This is a genomic window from Kitasatospora sp. NPDC004272, from assembly GCF_053603035.1.
On the sequence record NZ_JBSGET010000002.1, the window covers coordinates 109,285 to 125,182 of the forward strand.

General features: G+C 74.5%; 15 protein-coding genes. 10 read left to right on the forward strand and 5 right to left on the reverse strand.

The features are described from left to right. Nucleotides 1–233 precede the first annotated feature (233 nt). Nucleotides 234–1,157, forward strand: a complete 924-nt coding sequence (locus ACWEO5_RS01330; protein WP_452158983.1) for a hypothetical protein — start codon at nt 234–236, stop codon at nt 1,155–1,157. Nucleotides 1,158–1,185: 28 nt separating this feature from the next. Here ACWEO5_RS01330 and ACWEO5_RS01335 read toward each other — a convergent pair whose 3' ends face one another. The 4 genes from ACWEO5_RS01335 to ACWEO5_RS01350 form a co-directional block, all read right to left on the reverse strand. Further along, entirely contained in the window at nt 1,186–2,448 is a 1,263-nt protein-coding gene (locus ACWEO5_RS01335) for a multidrug effflux MFS transporter (protein WP_452158985.1), read from the reverse strand. Between the two features lie 72 nt (nt 2,449–2,520). After that, nucleotides 2,521–2,976 carry a hypothetical protein gene (locus ACWEO5_RS01340; RefSeq protein WP_452158987.1) on the reverse strand — a complete coding sequence of 152 codons (456 nt, stop codon included), beginning with the start codon at nt 2,974–2,976 and terminating at the stop codon, nt 2,521–2,523. A 205-nt stretch (nt 2,977–3,181) separates the two neighbouring features. Continuing rightward, nucleotides 3,182–3,538 (reverse strand): hypothetical protein, encoded by a 357-nt coding sequence (locus ACWEO5_RS01345; RefSeq protein WP_452158989.1) that lies wholly within the window; start codon nt 3,536–3,538, stop codon nt 3,182–3,184. Between the two features lie 48 nt (nt 3,539–3,586). Next, entirely contained in the window at nt 3,587–4,759 is a 1,173-nt protein-coding gene (locus ACWEO5_RS01350; protein ID WP_452158991.1) for an acyl-CoA dehydrogenase family protein, read from the reverse strand. 195 nt (nt 4,760–4,954) lie between these two features. Here ACWEO5_RS01350 and ACWEO5_RS01355 point away from each other — a divergent pair, with 195 nt between their 5' ends. Then, nucleotides 4,955–6,397: a class II fumarate hydratase gene (locus ACWEO5_RS01355; RefSeq protein ID WP_452158993.1), complete on the forward strand. Its 1,443-nt coding sequence runs from the start codon at nt 4,955–4,957 to the stop codon at nt 6,395–6,397. Between the two features lie 170 nt (nt 6,398–6,567). On the opposite strand, the gene ACWEO5_RS01360 is transcribed toward ACWEO5_RS01355, so the two are convergent. After that, entirely contained in the window at nt 6,568–7,011 is a 444-nt protein-coding gene (locus ACWEO5_RS01360; protein WP_452158995.1) for an SPW repeat protein, read from the reverse strand. A 141-nt stretch (nt 7,012–7,152) separates the two neighbouring features. Between ACWEO5_RS01360 and ACWEO5_RS01365 the strand changes: the two genes are divergently transcribed. The 8 genes from ACWEO5_RS01365 (at nt 7,153) to ACWEO5_RS01400 (ending at nt 15,513) form a co-directional block, all read left to right on the forward strand. Then, the gene (locus ACWEO5_RS01365; protein ID WP_452158997.1) at nt 7,153–8,475 is read left to right on the forward strand and encodes a phosphoribosyltransferase family protein; all 1,323 of its coding nucleotides are present in this window, start codon (nt 7,153–7,155) and stop codon (nt 8,473–8,475) included. A 133-nt stretch (nt 8,476–8,608) separates the two neighbouring features. Continuing rightward, nucleotides 8,609–9,820 (forward strand): 4-hydroxyphenylpyruvate dioxygenase, encoded by a 1,212-nt coding sequence (gene hppD / locus ACWEO5_RS01370; protein WP_344550805.1) that lies wholly within the window; start codon nt 8,609–8,611, stop codon nt 9,818–9,820. Nucleotides 9,821–9,854: 34 nt separating this feature from the next. After that, nucleotides 9,855–11,042 carry a cupin domain-containing protein gene (locus ACWEO5_RS01375; protein WP_452159000.1) on the forward strand — a complete coding sequence of 396 codons (1,188 nt, stop codon included), beginning with the start codon at nt 9,855–9,857 and terminating at the stop codon, nt 11,040–11,042. After that, a complete protein-coding gene (locus ACWEO5_RS01380) occupies nt 11,021–11,833 on the forward strand; it encodes a hypothetical protein (protein WP_452159002.1) in 813 nt (270 codons plus the stop codon). Before ACWEO5_RS01375 ends, ACWEO5_RS01380 begins: the two co-directional genes overlap by 22 nt. Continuing rightward, a complete protein-coding gene (gene fahA / locus ACWEO5_RS01385; protein WP_452159004.1) occupies nt 11,830–13,047 on the forward strand; it encodes a fumarylacetoacetase in 1,218 nt (405 codons plus the stop codon). Before ACWEO5_RS01380 ends, fahA begins: the two co-directional genes overlap by 4 nt. Nucleotides 13,048–13,269: 222 nt before the next feature. After that, nucleotides 13,270–13,449, forward strand: coding sequence for a hypothetical protein (locus ACWEO5_RS01390; RefSeq protein ID WP_452159006.1), 180 nt, complete (start codon nt 13,270–13,272; stop codon nt 13,447–13,449). Between the two features lie 119 nt (nt 13,450–13,568). Continuing rightward, nucleotides 13,569–14,639 carry an enoyl-CoA hydratase/isomerase family protein gene (locus ACWEO5_RS01395; protein WP_452159008.1) on the forward strand — a complete coding sequence of 357 codons (1,071 nt, stop codon included), beginning with the start codon at nt 13,569–13,571 and terminating at the stop codon, nt 14,637–14,639. Nucleotides 14,640–14,736: 97 nt separating this feature from the next. After that, complete coding sequence (locus tag ACWEO5_RS01400) at nt 14,737–15,513, forward strand: enoyl-CoA hydratase (RefSeq protein ID WP_344550799.1); 777 nt, start codon at nt 14,737–14,739, stop codon at nt 15,511–15,513. Nucleotides 15,514–15,898 lie beyond the last annotated feature (385 nt).

Consider the following 15,898-nt stretch of genomic DNA (forward strand, 5'->3'; position numbering starts at 1 on the left):
CCGGGCCCGGACGGTGGCACGCCGCCACCGTCCGGGCCCGGCCCGTCCGAACCGGTGTTCTAGGATCATCGTCCATGACCAACGGGTGGGGAACGAACCAGGGCGAGCCGTCGGCGCCCGGGCAGTCTGGTCTGCCGGGACGGGCGCCGGGGCAGACGCCGGGACAGGCGCAGGCGCCGGGGCAGGACCGGACGCCGGGGCAGGCGCCGGGGCAAGCTCAGGCACAGGCGCAGGTGCAGTTCGACGAACCGGACTGGGCCGCGCTCGCCGACCAGCACCAGCGCGAACTCTCCCGGCGCAAACGGATGAAGGCCGCGGGCGGCGTCCTGGCCGCCGTCGTCGCGGTCGGCGGGATCACCGCCGTCGCGGCCACCGCCTCCTCCGCCGGCAAGCCCAAGGCCGATCCGACCGTCCTGGTCGAGGCCACCTCCGCCCCGCCGCAGCAGCCCGACAACGGCGGCGACCCGTCCCCGACCGGGTCGCCGAGCGGCTCGCCGTCCGACTCCGCCCCGCCCTCGCCCTCGTCCTCGGCCTCCGGGTCGGCGTCGGCGTCCGCCTCGGCCCCGCCCTCCCGCAGCGCGAGCAGGGGCCCGAGCAAGTCGCCCACCGCGAGCGCCTCCCCCACCGCCCCGGCGGCCCCGCCCGACCCGCTGACGGTGATCTCCTCGGCGGCCACCGACACCGCCCCGCTCACCCCGGCCGGGGTGCTGCCCGCCGCGACGATGCAGGTCGGCGGCAAGACCTGGACCAGGCTGACCGACGCCCAGACCGATACCTGCTACAAGGCCACCACCGGCGGCCTGGGCGACGTGCTCGCCGCCCAGGGCTGCCGGTCGATGATCCGGGTGACCTACACCTCGGGCGACAGCGCCGTCACCATCGGCATCGCGGTGCTGGACACCAAGGCCCAGGCGGACGCGGTGATGGCCGGCTTCAAGGGCCAGGTGCAGGGCCTGGTGCCCAGCGGGCACACCTCGTACTGCACCAGCACCGGCTGCGCCAACACCCACGCCTCGGTGGGCCGGTACGTCTACCTGACCGTCTCCGGCACCCAGAAGCCGGGCGGCACCACCGCCGACGCGACCGCCACCGCGGCCGGCCCGGGCTTCGCGGCCACCGCCCGGGCCCAGCTGCTGGCCCGCGGCAGCAAGCACTGACCGCCGGACGCCGGGCCCCCGGCCCCGCTCAGCGCTCCCGGCACAGCGGCAGGTAGCTGCCCAGCGCCAGCAGCGCGCAGCCCAGCACGACCGCGCCGAGCGCCGTCGCGGACGGACGCCCGCCCAGGCTGCTGAGCGGGGCGACCACCGCGCCGCACAGGTAGGTGCCGGTGCCCAGCAGCGCGGACGCGGACCCGGCGGCGTGCGGGGCCATGGTCAGCGCCCGGCCGTTGGCGTTGGGCAGGATGACGCCCATCGCGCCCATCAGCAGCGTCAGCGCGGGCCACACCCCGGCCAGGCCGGGGTCCCACACGGTGGTGCACAGCACCACGGCGGCCCCGGCCAGCGCGGCGGCGCCCAGGCCGCAGAGCAGCAGCGTCCGCTCGGAGTGGCGCTGCACCAGGAAGCGGCCGTTGAGCTGGGTGACGGCGAGCAGCGCGATCGAGTTGACCGCGAACACCAGGCTGTAGGTCTGCGGGGTGATCCGGTAGACCTCCTGCAGCACCACCGAGGAGCCGCCGACGTACGCGAACAGCGCGCCGAAGGCGAAGGTGCCGGTCAGCAGGTAGCCGAGGAAGGCCCGGTCGCGCAGCAGCCCGCCGATCGCCCGGACGGTGGTGCCGAGGCCGCCGCCGTGCCGCCGTCCGGGCGGCAGCGTCTCGCGGACGCCGAACGCGCAGGCCGCGGTGAGCGCCGCGCCGAGCAGGGCCAGCGCGACGAAGGTGCCGCGCCAGTCGGTGACGTGCAGCAGTTGGGCGCCGGCCAGCGGGGCGACGATCGGGGCGAGGCCGGAGATCAGGCCCATGGTGGCCAGGAAGCGGATCATCGCGACGCCCTCCAGCCGGTCCCGGACCACCGCCCGGGCGATCACCAGCGCGGCCGAGCCCGCGGCGCCCTGCGCCACCCGCCCGGCGACCAGCACCGGCATCGAGTCGGCGAACGCGCACAGCAGGCTGGCCGCGGTGTACGCGGCGAGGCCGGCCAGCATCGGGCGGCGGCGGCCGAGGCGGTCGCTGAGCGGGCCGAACAGCAGCTGGCCGATCACCATGCCGAGCAGCGAGCCGGTCAGGGTGAGCTGGGCGGCGGGTGCGGTGGAGTGCAGGTCGGCGGTCAGGTCGGGCAGTGCGGGCAGGTACAGGTCGGTGGTGAACGGTCCGAGCGCGACGAGGCAGCCCAGGGTGATCACGGTGGCGGCGGCGAAGGGGGCGCCCTGCGGGGTGTCCGCGGCCACCCCCGGCGGCCGGAGGGGGGCGGTCTGGTCGCCGTCGGGTCCGACGGTCGGGCCTGGCATGGGGCTCCTCACGGGTGGCGGGGTACGCGCACCGTCCTATCCCATCCGCCCGCCCGCGGGAAAGCCGGACGCTCAGTTCACCGGGCCGGCGCCGCGGTCGGCGGCGACCACGGCGGCGTCCTGCCAGCCGTAGAGCTGGTCGCCGACCAGCGCGACGTCGTACAGGCCGCAGTGCGCGGTGGCCCGCTGCGGGGTGTCGGCCGGGAACCAGGGCGCCCGCAGGCGGACGCTGCCGAGCGGGCCGCCGGCGGTGCAGGCGGCGGGCAGCGCGCGCTCCGGCAGGGTGGCGCGGATCAGCCGGTCGCCCTGCCGGTCGGAGCCCAGCAGGGCCACCCCGGTGGCGGAGTCGGGCAGCCAGCCGGGTGCCTGCCCGCCGCGGTCGGCCTTGGCGGCGGCCCCGCTGGGGTAGCGGGCGGTGTGGTCCATCCGGTCCTGCATCCGCTGCACCGCCGCGGGTGCCACCATCACCAGCAGCATCGCCGCGGCCGCTGCGCCCAGCACCACCACCGCCGCCCGTCCGCCCTTCATCGCCCTCGCCCCTCTCCCGCGTGTCCCGTCCCTTCCATCGTGGCCGCCCCCGCCGCCGGGATCCATGCGCACCAGGTACCGACCGCCGTCCGCCGGAAGTCGGACCCGGCCCCCGGACCCCCCGACTTCCGGCGGACCCGTCCCCCACCCCGGGGCGGACCCGGCTCCCGCCCCGGGGGGACCGGGCTCCCGGGGCGGGGCGGGCTCAGCGGTACTCGCGCACCACCTGGATCTCGCCCACCAGGTGCCGGTTGAACTCCGCCAACTCCTCTGCGGGAACCCATAGTTCGAGGATGGTCTCGCCGCCGGCCCGGCGCACCGGGTAGCGCCGCAGGAACTCCGTCCCCACCTCGAAGCGGGTGACGTACCCGACCCCGGAGGCGGGCACGTTCCAGTCCCGGGCGATCCGGATCGCGTAGTCCTCGTTGAGCACCGGGTAGAAGATCGGCTGCTCGGGCAGCCGGGGCGGCCAGGCCCGCCAGCCGGACGCCTCGACCAGCGCCAGCTCCTCGGGCCCGGTGGGGCGCCACAGGGTGGTCGTTGCGGTCCGCTGCATCGTCATGCCGCCCATCCTGGCCGCCCGTTCACCGCCGCGACCAGCGATTTTCCGTCAGCGGTAGGCGGGCTGGCCGGTGATCGCCTCGCCGAGGACCAGGGTGTGGATCTCGGCGGTGCCCTCGTAGGTGAGCACCGACTCCAGGTTGTTGGCGTGCCGCAGCGCCGGGTAGGCGGTGGTGATGCCGTTGGCGCCGAGGACCGTGCGGGCGGTGCGGGCGATCTCCAGCGCGGCGCGGACGTTGTTGAGCTTGCCGAAGGAGATGTGCGCGGCCTGCGCGCGGCCCTCGTCCTTGAGCCGGCCGATCCGCACCGCGATCAGGTAGGCCTTCTCCAACTCCATCGCCATCTCGACGAGTTTGGCCTGGGTGAGCTGGAAGGCGCCGATCGGCCGACCGAACTGGACCCGGTCGCGGGCGTACTCGACGGCGGCCCGGTAGCAGTCCCGGGCGGCGCCGACGGTGCCCCACAGGATGCCGTAGCGGGCCTCGCCGAGCGAGGACAGCGGGGCGCGCAGGCCGCGGGCCTGCGGCAGCACCGCGTCGGCGGGCAACCGGACGCCGTCGAAGGCGAGTTCACTGGTCACCGAGGCGCGCAGGGAGAGCTTGCCGGGGACGTCCCGGGCGGTGAACCCGGGGGTGCCGCGCGGGACGAGGAAGCCGCGCACGCCGTCCTCGGTGGCCGCCCAGACCACCGCGACGTCGGCGACCGAGCCGTTGGTGATCCACGCCTTGGCGCCGTCCAGCACCCAGTCGGTGCCGTCCCGCCGGGCCCGGGTGCGCATCGAGGCCGGGTCGGAGCCCGCCTCCGGCTCGGTCAGGCCGAAGCAGCCGACGGCCCGCCCGGCGGCCAACTCCGGGAGCCAGCGCAGCTTCTGCTCCTCCGAGCCGAACGCGTGGATCGAGCGCATCGCCAGCGAGCCCTGCACCGAGACGAAGCTGCGCAGCCCCGAGTCGGCGGCCTCCAGCTCCATGCACGCCACCCCGTACTCGGTGGCGGTGGAGCCGGTGCAGCCGTAGCCCTCCAGGTGCATCCCGAGGACGCCCAACCTGCCGAGTTCCGGGGCGAGTTCGCGCACCGGGAAGGTGCCCCGCTCGTACCAGTCGGCGAGCTGCGGCCGGACATGCCGGTCGGTGAAGGCGCGGACGCTGTCGCGGACCAGCCGCTCGTCCTCGGTGAGCAGTTCGTCGACGCCGAGCAGGTCGAGCGGGTCGGGGGCGGTCGCCATGGGTGGGCTCCTCGGAGGGTGCGGGCGGGTGTGCGGCGGGTGTGCCACCGCTGTCCCTACCCGTCGGTACGCCGCCCGGTCAAGGGCGCCACGGGGGCGCCCCGGCCGCCACGCCCGCCCGCGACACACGGCGGCGGCGCACCGGGAATGCCCGGCGCCCGTGGAAGGCTGACCGGTCCAGGAGGTGTACCGACCATGGCGGACGGACAGCAAGACCAGCACGGACAGCAGGACCGGCACGGACAGCAGGACCGGCAGTGGCGGACCGAGCACGACTCGATGGGCGAGGTGCGCGTCCCGGCGGCGGCCAAGTGGCGGGCGCAGACCCAGCGCGCGGTGGAGAACTTCCCGGTGTCCGGGCAGCGCCTGGAACGCGCCCACATCGCGGCGCTGGCCCGGATCAAGGCGGCGGCGGCCACCGTCAACGCCGAGTTGGGCGTACTGGACGGGGAGACCGCGGCGGCGATCCGCGCGGCCGCCGAGGAGGTGGCCGAGGGCCGCTGGGACGACCAGTTCCCGGTCGACGTGTTCCAGACCGGCTCCGGCACCTCGTCCAACATGAACGCCAACGAGGTGATCGCCACCCTGGCCGCCGAGCGGCTGGGCCGCCCGGTCCACCCCAACGACCAGGTCAACGCCTCGCAGTCGTCCAACGACGTCTTCCCGTCCTCGATCCACGTCGCGGCCACCGGCGCCGTCCTGCACGAGCTGGTCCCGGCCCTGGAGCACCTGGCGCAGGCCCTGGCGGCCAAGTCCGCCGAGTTCGCGGCGGTCGTCAAGTCCGGCCGCACCCACCTGATGGACGCCACCCCGGTCACCCTGGGCCAGGAGTTCGGCGGCTACGCGGCCCAGGTCGGGTACGGCGTCGAGCGGCTGCGGGCGACGCTCCCCCGGGTCGCCGAACTCCCGCTCGGCGGAACGGCCGTGGGCACCGGCATCAACACCCCGCCCGGCTTCTCCGCCGCCGTCATCGCCGAGGTCGCCCGCGCCACCGGCCTCCCGCTCACCGAGGCCCGCAACCACTTCGAGGCCCAGGGCGCCCGCGACGGCCTGGTCGAGCTCAGCGGCCAGCTCCGCACGATCGCCGTCGGCTTCACCAAGATCGCCAACGACCTGCGCTGGATGGGCTCCGGCCCGCGGACCGGCCTCGCCGAGATCAACCTCCCCGACCTCCAGCCCGGCTCCTCGATCATGCCCGGCAAGGTCAACCCCGTCCTGCCCGAGGTGGTCCTGATGGTCGCCGCCCAGGTGATCGGCAACGACACCACCGTCACGGTGGCCGGCGCGAGCGGCAACTTCGAACTCAACGTGATGCTCCCGGTCATCGCCCGCAACGTCCTGGAGTCGATCCGCCTGCTCACCACCTCAGCCCGCCTGCTCGCCGACCGCGCCGTCTCCGGCACCACCGCCAACGCGGAGCGCGCCCGCGAGTACGCCGAGTCCTCCCCCTCCGTGGTGACCCCCCTCAACCGCTACCTCGGCTACGAAGAAGCGGCGAAGGTCGCCAAGCAGTCCCTCGCCGAACGCAAGACCGTCCGCCAGGTGGTCCTCGACCGCGGCTACGTCGACCGCGGCCTGCTCACCGAGGCCCAACTCGACGAGGCCCTGGACGTCCTGCGGATGACCCGCCCGGAATAGGGAGAGCACCGCCAGGGGCTCGGGGCACGGCGAGCCCCTGGCTGCTGACGGTGCACTGCCGGAGCACGCATCGGCTTCCGGTTCCGTCACTGCACGCAGCAGCACGGACCTTCGACGGGCTCCAGCTGTCAGCAGCACGGACTCGCCGTTCCCCGAGCCCCTGGTTCCTCCTACCTGCTGTGGCGCGCCGTCATGCCCGCGAAGACCATGCCGACCGCGGCCAGCGCGAGGCAGGTCATGACTCCGCCGGTGATGACGTTGGTCAGGATGGTCCGGCGGACGTGCGCGCCGCCGTTGACCGCCCAGGGGGCGATGATCGTCCAGGCGCCGATCGCGACGCACGCCCAGGCGCGGGCGTGGGTGCGGCCGAAGGCGGAACCGTAGCCGGCCATCAGGACGGCGTAGGCGATGCCGAGCACCAGGTTGCTGATGGTCAGGCCGGTGAAGCCGGAGAAGCCGACCACCCAGGGGGAGATCGCCAGGAAGAGGCCGGCGCAGATGGCGAGGGCCTCGGTGCCCTGTCCGGCCGTGGTGGATGTGACGCGCTCCGCGTGCTCACGCAGGGCCAGGATGTCCGGATGGTGTTCCATGCCCGACGACATGTGGGTCGACACCGGAACCACCTCCTCGTAGTCGGGACGTACGGGTCCAATTGGTCGCTACCCGTCCCGGGCGGTATGTAACGCTACCCACGGGTTTGTCCTTATTTTTTCCTTACCGGGGCGCGTACCGTGGAGGGTGGAGAGGCTCTCGACATGGACGTCACCGCCGCGCACTTCACCGACCGGACGGACGCGGGGCGCCGCCTCGCCGAGACCCTGCTGGCCGCGGCTCCGGAGCTGCGCGGCGCGGTCGTGGTCGCCCTGCCGCGCGGCGGCGTCCCGGTCGCGGCCCCGGTGGCCGCCGCGCTGGGCGCGGAGCTGGACGTGTGCGTGGTGCGCAAGGTGGGCGTCCCGGGGCAGCCGGAGGTCGCGATGGGCGCGGTCGGCGAGGACGGCGCGCGGGTGGTCAACCAGCAGGTGGTGGACGCGGCGGGGGTGACGCCGGAGGCGTTCGCCGCGGTGGAGGCGCGCGAGCGGGCCGAGCTGGCCCGGCGGGCGGCGGCCTACCGCCGGGAGCGGCCGCCGGTGCCGCTGGCGGGGCGGACGGTGCTGGTGGTGGACGACGGGGTGGCGACCGGGTCGTCCGCGCTGGCGGCCTGCCGGATCGTCCGGGCGCGCGGGGCCGCGCGGGTGGTGCTGGCGGTGCCGGTGGCTCCGCCCGACTGGGCGGGGCGGCTGGGCGACGCGGCGGACGCGTACCTGGCGGTGCGGACGCCGGAGGGCTTCCGCGCGGTCGGCGAGTCCTACCGGGACTTCCGGCAGACCACGGACGCCGAGGTGCTGGCCGCGCTGGAGCTCCCCCGGGAGCCGGAGGTCGAGCCGGGAACCACCGGGTACGAGCTGCCGCTGGCCGCCGGTCCGGCCGAACTCGCGGTGCCGGCGGACCCGTTGGGCGTGGTGCTGTTCGCGCACGGCAGCGGTTCGGGGCGGGGCAGTCCGCGCAACCGGGCGGTGGCGGAGCGGTTGCGGCGGGCCGGACTGGCGACGGTGCTGTTCGACCTGCTGACGCCCGGGGAGGCGGAGGAGCCGTGGAAGGTGTTCGACCCGGGGCTGCTGGGCGGCCGGCTGGCCGGGGCGACGGCGGCGGTGCGGCGGCACCACGCGCTGGCGGGCCTGCCGTACGGCTGGTTCGGGGCGAGCACCGGCGCGGCGGCGGCGCTGTGGGCGGCGGCCGAGCCGGGGGCCGCCCCGGCGGCGGTCGTGGCGCGCGGGGGGCGTCCGGACCTGGCGCGGGCGCGCCTGCCGCTGGTCACCACCCCGGTGCTGCTGATCGTGGGCGGCGCGGACGCCGAGGTGGTGGAGTTGAACCGGCGGGCCCGGGCCGAGCTGCGCGGCGAGAGCGCGCTGCAGGTCGTCCCGGGTGCCGGGCACCTGTTCGAGGAGCCGGGGGCGCTGGCGGCGGTGGCCGACCTGGCCGCGCACTGGTTCGTCCGCTGGTTCCCCGCCCGCGAAGGGGGCGGGACCCCGGAACGTTGAGCAATCCGTACAGTCGAAGCACCCCGGTACTGCTCATCTTGTACACATTGAGCAGCCGGATCCGGACCTGTTGCCCACCTCCCCGAGCAGGAGCAAGCTCTGCGCAACCGACCTCGACGTGGAGGAATGCCCCATGACCGCCGACGCCGCTGTTGAACTGACCCCCGAGGAGCTGCAGGCCGGTCTGACGGCCGAGCAGCTGCGCACCCTGGTGGGCCTGGTGGAGTACGACGCCTCGACCGACCCGTTCCCGGTGACCGCTCAGGACGCGGTCGTCTTCGTGGTCGGCAACGCGACCCAGACGGCCCAGTTCTACCAGTCCGTGTTCGGCATGGAGCTGGTCGCGTACTCGGGCCCGGAGACCGGCCGCCGGGACCGCAAGGCGTTCGTGCTGCGCTCGGGCTCCTGCCGCTTCGTGATCAAGGGCGGCGTGTCGCCGGACAGCCCGCTGCTGGACCACCACCGCCGGCACGGCGACGGCGTGGTCGACCTGGCGATGGAGGTACCGGACGTGGACAAGTGCATCGCGCACGCCCGCGCCCAGGGCGCCACGATCCTGGAGGAGCCGAACGACGTCACGGACGAGCACGGCACCGTGCGCCGCGCGGCCATCGCCGCGTACGGCGAGACCCGGCACACCCTGGTCGACCGCTCCCGCTACACCGGCCCGTACCTGCCGGGCTACGTCGCCCGCGAGTCGACGGTGGTCCGCCCGGAGGGCGCGCCGAAGCGGCTGTTCCAGGCGCTGGACCACGCGGTGGGCAACGTCGAGCTCGGCCGGATGGACGAGTGGGTGTCGTTCTACAACCGGGTGATGGGCTTCGTGAACATGGCGGAGTTCGTCGGCGACGACATCGCCACCGACTATTCGGCGCTGATGTCGAAGGTGGTGGCGAGCGGCAACCACCGGGTGAAGTTCCCGCTGAACGAGCCGGCCGTGGCGAAGAAGAAGTCGCAGATCGACGAGTACCTGGAGTTCTACACCGGCCCGGGCTGCCAGCACATGGCGCTGGCCACCAACGACATCCTGACCACGGTGGACGTGCTGCGCTCGCGCGGCGTGGAGTTCCTGTCCACCCCGGACTCGTACTACGAGGACCCGGAGCTGCGCGAGCGGATCGGCCACGTCCGGGTGCCGATCGAGGAGCTGCAGTCGCGCGGCATCCTGGTGGACCGCGACGAGGACGGCTACCTGCTGCAGATCTTCACCAAGCCGATCGGCGACCGGCCGACCGTCTTCTACGAGTTCATCGAGCGGCACGGTTCGCTGGGCTTCGGCAAGGGCAACTTCAAGGCCCTGTTCGAGGCGATCGAGCGCGAGCAGGACCGGCGCGGCAACCTCTGACGGCGAGGCACGGACGACAGGGAGAACCAGGGCGATGGCGTACTACCGGCAGCTGGGCTCGGTGCCGCCCAAGCGGCACACCCAGCACCGCACCCCCGAGGGCGGCCTGTACTACGAGGAGTTGATGGGCGAGGAGGGCTTCTCCTCGGACTCCTCGCTGCTGTACCACCGGCACATCCCGTCGGCGGTGACGGCCGCCTCGGTCTGGGAGCTGCCGAGCCAGGCGACCACCGCCAACCTCCCGCTGCTCCCCCGCCACCTGAAGCTGCACGAGCTGTTCCCGGGCGAGGAGTGGAAGTCGGCGGACCCGGTCACCGGCCGCCGGCTCGTCCTCGGCAACGCGGACGTCCGGATCTCCTACGTCGCGGCGGGCGCGCCCAGCGAGCTGTACCGCAACGGGCTGGGCGACGAGTGCGTGTACGTGGAGTCCGGAACGGCCGTGCTGGAGACGGTGTTCGGGACGCTGGACGTCGGGCAGGGCGACTACGTGCTGATCCCCCGGGCCACCACCCACCGCTGGGTGCCGACCGGGGACGGGCCGCTGCGCGCGTACTGCATCGAGGCGAACAGCCACATCACCCCGGCCCGCCGCTACCTGTCGAAGTTCGGCCAGCTCCTTGAGCACGCGCCGTTCTGCGAGCGGGACCTGCGCGGCCCCGCGGGCCCGCTGCTGGTCGAGGGCGGCGAGGTGGACGTGCTGGTCAAGCACCGCGGCCCGGGCGGCGTGGCCGGGACGCGGTACACCGTGCCCCACCACCCGTTCGACGTGGTGGGGTGGGACGGCTGCCTGTACCCGTACGCGTTCAACATCGCGGACTACGAGCCGATCACCGGGCGGGTGCACCAGCCGCCGCCGGCCCACCAGGTGTTCGAGGGCAACAACTTCGTGATCTGCAACTTCGTGCCGCGCAAGGTGGACTACCACCCGCTGTCGATCCCCGTCCCGTACTACCACGCGAACGTGGACAGCGACGAGGTGATGTTCTACTGCGGCGGCAACTACGAGGCCCGCAAGGGCTCCGGCATCGGACAGGGGTCGATCTCGCTGCACCCGGGCGGCCACACCCACGGCCCGCAACCGGGCGCCTACGAGCGCTCGATCGGCGTGGAGTTCTTCGACGAGCTGGCGGTGATGGTGGACACCTTCCGCCCGCTGGAGCTCGGCGAGGCCGCCACCGCCAGCGAGGACCCGAACTACGCGTGGACCTGGGCGAGGCGATGAACGTACCCGAGCTGTACCGGGGGCTGTTCGACGACGCGGCGGTCTTCCCGCCGGGCGACCTGCCGCTGGCCGAGGCCGTCCCCGCGCACCGGGCGCACCGCGCCGCCTGGTCCGCGGCGGCGGTCGGCCCGCTGCTCGCCCCCGTCGACAAGCTGGCCGAACTACGGTCGCTGGAACCGGAGTTCGCCATCGGACTGGTGGTCGGCCCGGGCCGGCTGGCCGAGGCGCTGAAGGCGGCGGACGGCCTGCGGGTCGCCACCGTCGAGTACGCGGCGGGCGAGGACGTCCGGGCGGCGGTGGCGGAGCTGGACGCGCTGCTGCCGGCGGGCGTCGGGGCGGCCGTCGAGCTGCCCCGCTCGGAGCGGCTGGAGGACGGCCTGGACGCCCTGGCCGGCAGCCGCTACCGCGCCAAGTACCGTACCGGCGGCCTGGGTTACGCCGCCTTCCCGTCGGTGACCGAGTTGGCCGCCTTCCTGCTGGGCTGCGCCGAGCGGTCCCTGCCGTACAAGTGCACGGCGGGGCTGCACAACGCGGTGCGGCACACCGACCTGGGCACCGGCTACGAGCACCACGGCTTCCTCAACCTGCTGCTGGCGGCCGGGAGTTCCGACCGTGCGCAGGCCGTCGAACTGCTCGCCGAGCGGGACGGCGCCCGGCTGGCCACCGCCGTCGAGTCCCTGACGGAGCGTCAAGTGACCGAAATCCGGGCCTCGTTCACCTCGTTCGGCACCTGTAGCATCACCGAGCCGCTGGAAGACCTCGCCCGACTCGGCCTCCTGGAGACCCCGTGAGCACCACCACCTGGCTCGACCTGCCCGCCGACTCCCCGTTCGGCGTCCACAACCTCCCCTATGGCGTGTTCACCGCCGCCGACCGGCCCGGCCGGCGGCGGATCGGCGTCCGGGTCGGGGACGCGGTGCTGGACGCCGGGGCGGCCGCCCGGGCGATCGGCGCGCCGTCCGCGCTGCTGGACGCGGACAGCCTCAACCCGCTGATGGCGTCCGGCCGTTCGACCTGGCAGGCGGTGCGCACCGCGCTCACCTCCTGGCTGACCGACCCGGCGCACCGGGCGGCGGTCGAGCCCTGCCTGCTGCCGCTGGCGGACGTCCGGCTGCACCTGCCGTTCGAGGTCGCCGACTACGTCGACTTCTACGCCTCCGAGCACCACGCCACCAACCTGGGGAAGATCTTCCGCCCGGGCCAGGAGCCGCTGACCCCGAACTGGAAGCACCTGCCGATCGGCTACCACGGCCGCTCCGGCACCGTCGTGGTCTCCGGCACCCCGGTGGTGCGCCCGCACGGCCAGCGCAAGGCCCCCGCCGACGCCGCGCCGGACTTCGGCCCGTCCCGCCGCCTGGACATCGAGGCCGAGGTCGCCTTCGTGGTCGGCACGCCCAGCTCGATGGGCCACCCGGTCGGGCTGGACGGCTTCGAGGAGCACGTCTTCGGCGTCTGCCTGCTCAACGACTGGTCCGCGCGCGACATCCAGGCGTGGGAGTACGTGCCGCTCGGCCCGTTCCTCGGCAAGTCCTTCGCCACCTCGCTCTCCCCCTGGGTGGTGCCGCTGGACGCCCTGCGGCACGCCCGGGTCGCCCCGCCGGAGCGCGACGTGGAGCCGCTGCCCTACCTGGACGACCGCAAGGCCGAGCCCTGGGGCCTGGACCTGGCGCTGGAGGTCTCGCTGAACGGGCACCCGGTCTCCCGGCCGCCGTTCGCCACCATGTACTGGACCGCCGCCCAGCAGCTCGCCCACCTGACCGCCAACGGCGCGAGCCTGCGCACCGGCGACCTGTACGCCTCCGGCACCGTCTCCGGCGCCGAGCCGGACACCAGGGGCGCGCTGATCGAGCTCACCTGGAACGGTGAGCACCCGCTGGAGCTGCCCGACGGCACCCGTCGCACCTTCCTGGAGGACGGCGACCTGGTGTCCGTCACCGCGACCGCCCCCGGGCCGGGGGGCTTGCGGGTCGGGTTCGGCGAGGTCACCGGAACGATCACCGGTTGACCCGCCGGCGGACGCGCCCGCGACGGTCCCGAACCGTCAATGGCGCGTCCGCAGCACGCCGCCGAACGGGTGAGGTTCCACCGCCGCGAACCCCTCCGCCACTAGAAGTTGTCCCGACACCGAACCGGTGTCCTCCCCCCGAGCCGGGCCGCCCACGCCCGGCGCCGAAGGGGGCGGCCGCCCGCGTTCGAGGACGACTCTCTTCCCCGGAGGATCCCGATGATGAAGCTGCGCACCCTGGTCTGCGGAGCCGCGCTCGCCGCCGCCAACCTGCTGATGCCCGTCCCGCAGGCCCAGGCGCTCCCGCTCGTCCCGCACCCCGTGCAGCTGTGCGGCTTCGCCCCGCGCCCGCTCGCCCCCGCCTCCCCCGTCCTGCTCGCCATGCCGCTGCGCCCCTGCTGAGCGGAGCCCCGCCGCCGTACCGGGCCTGCCGACCCGCCGGGCAGCCCCGGTACGGTGCACCGGAAGATCTTCGTACCGGAGAGCTCTCCGGACGATCCGAACGGACGGGAGCGGCGGCCATGAACACCCCCGACAGCCAGGGCACCCAGCAGGACGTGCTGATCGAACGGAGCGGCCCGCTCGGCCGGATCACCCTCAACCGGCCGCGCGCCCTGAACTCCCTCACCCGCGCCATGCTGGAGACCGTCCGCACCGCCCTCGACGACTGGGCCGGGGACGACGCGGTGACCGCCGTCCTGCTCACCGGCGCGGGCGGGCGCGGCCTGTGCGCGGGCGCCGACATCCGCGCCGTGCACGACGACGCCAAGCTCGGCGGCGCGGGCACCCGGGCGTTCTTCCGGGTCGAGTACCCGCTCAACGAACTGATCTCCCGCTACCCCAAGCCGTACGTCGCGCTGATGGACGGCATCACCATGGGCGGCGGCGTCGGCCTCTCCGGGCACGCGGGCGTCCGGATCGTCACCGAACGCTCCGCCGTCGCCATGCCGGAGACCCGGATCGGCCTGGTCCCGGACGTCGGCGGCAGCCGCCTGCTGGCCCGCGCCCCCGGCGAACTCGGCACCCACGTCGGCCTCGCCGCCGCCACCATGACCGCCGGCGACGCCCTGCACTGCGGCTTCGCCGACCACTACCTGCCCTCCGCCGCGCTGCCCGACCTCACCGCCCGGCTCACCGCGGGCCAGGACCCGGCCGCCGCCGTCGCCGCGCTCGCCGCCCCCGCCCCGGCCTCCGAACTCGCCGCCCAGCGCGGGTGGATCGACCACTGCTACGCCGCCGACAGCGTCGAGGAGATCCTGGAACGGCTGCGCGCCACCGGCCTGCCCGCCGCGAAGGACGCCGCCGAACAGCTGCTCGGCAAGTCCCCCACCATGCTCAAGGTGACCCTGGCCGCGCTGCGCCGGGCCCGCGAACTGCCCACGCTGGCCGCCACCCTGGACCAGGAGTACCGGATCTCCTGCGCCGCGCTGGCCCACCACGACCTGGTCGAGGGCATCCGCGCCCAGGTCGTCGACAAGGACCGCGACCCGCACTGGCACCCCGCCGCGCTGGAGCAGGTCACCGCCGCCGACGTCGCCCGCTTCTTCGAGACCCCCGAGGGCGGCGACCTGGGCCTGGGGCGCGCGGGGTGACCATCGTCTCGCCTGTCGAGACTGGCATCCGGGGCGGCGTTCGGAGATCGTATCCAGCGGCAGAGGTTCCGCTCGGCGTGGAGAGGAAGAAGCGGCGATGACCGAGTACGAGACGATCCTGGTGGACCGCAAGGGCCGGGTCGGCATCATCACCCTCAACCGGCCCGAGGCGCTCAACGCGCTCAACACCCGGCTGATGACCGAGGTCGTGGCGGCCGCCAAGGAGTTCGACCGCGACCCGGGGATCGGCGCGCTGGTGGTCACCGGCTCGGCCAAGGCGTTCGCGGCCGGCGCCGACATCAAGGAGATGCAGGACAACCGCTTCCCCGCCGTCTACCTCGACGACTGGCTCGGCCCCTGGGACGAGCTGGGCCGGCTGCGCAAGCCGGTGGTCGCCGCGGTCGCGGGCTACGCGCTGGGCGGCGGCTGCGAGTTGGCGATGCTCTGCGACGTCCTGATCGCCGCCGACACCGCGAAGTTCGGCCAGCCCGAGATCAAGCTCGGCGTCATCCCCGGCATCGGCGGCTCGCAGCGGCTGACCCGCGCCATCGGCAAGGCCAAGGCGATGGACCTGTGCCTGACCGGCCGGATGATGGGCGCCGAGGAGGCCGAGCGCTCCGGCCTGGTCTCGCGCGTCGTCCCCGCCGAGCAGCTCCTCCCGGAGGCCCTCGCCGTCGCGGAGGCCGTCGCCGCGATGTCGCTGCCCGCCGCCGTGATGATGAAGGAGTCCGTCAACCGGGCCTTCGAGACCACCCTCGCCGAGGGCGTCCGCTTCGAACGCCGCCTGTTCCACGCCGCCTTCGCCACCGCCGACCAGAAGGAGGGCATGGCGGCCTTCGCCGAGAAGCGCCCGGCCGCCTTCACCAACGGCTGAGCCCGCTGACGCCCCGCCCCGGCCGGCAGCCACTTCGCGGTCGGCTCGCCGCCGGTGGCGGTCAGCGCGTGCGCGAGCAGGGCCCGCCGGTCGGTTTCGTCCGGGGCGTCGGCGAGGTCGGCCGGCACCCGATCGGCCCACGGCTCACCGGGGTTGAGCGCCGGAGCGCCGAACCCGGCGACGAGGGACGGCAGTTCGGCCACCGAGCTGCCGATCGGGGCGGTGCGCCGGGCCGTTGCCACCGCCGCGTCCGGCAGGTCCCGTCCGGCTTCCCGGCCGGCCTCCAGCAGGGCGGTCGGCCGCCTGCCCTCCCGGAGCGCCAGCCCTCCCGGAGCGCCAGCCCTCCCGGAGCGCCGTCCGCCCCGCCGCCCCGGCCGGTAGCGGT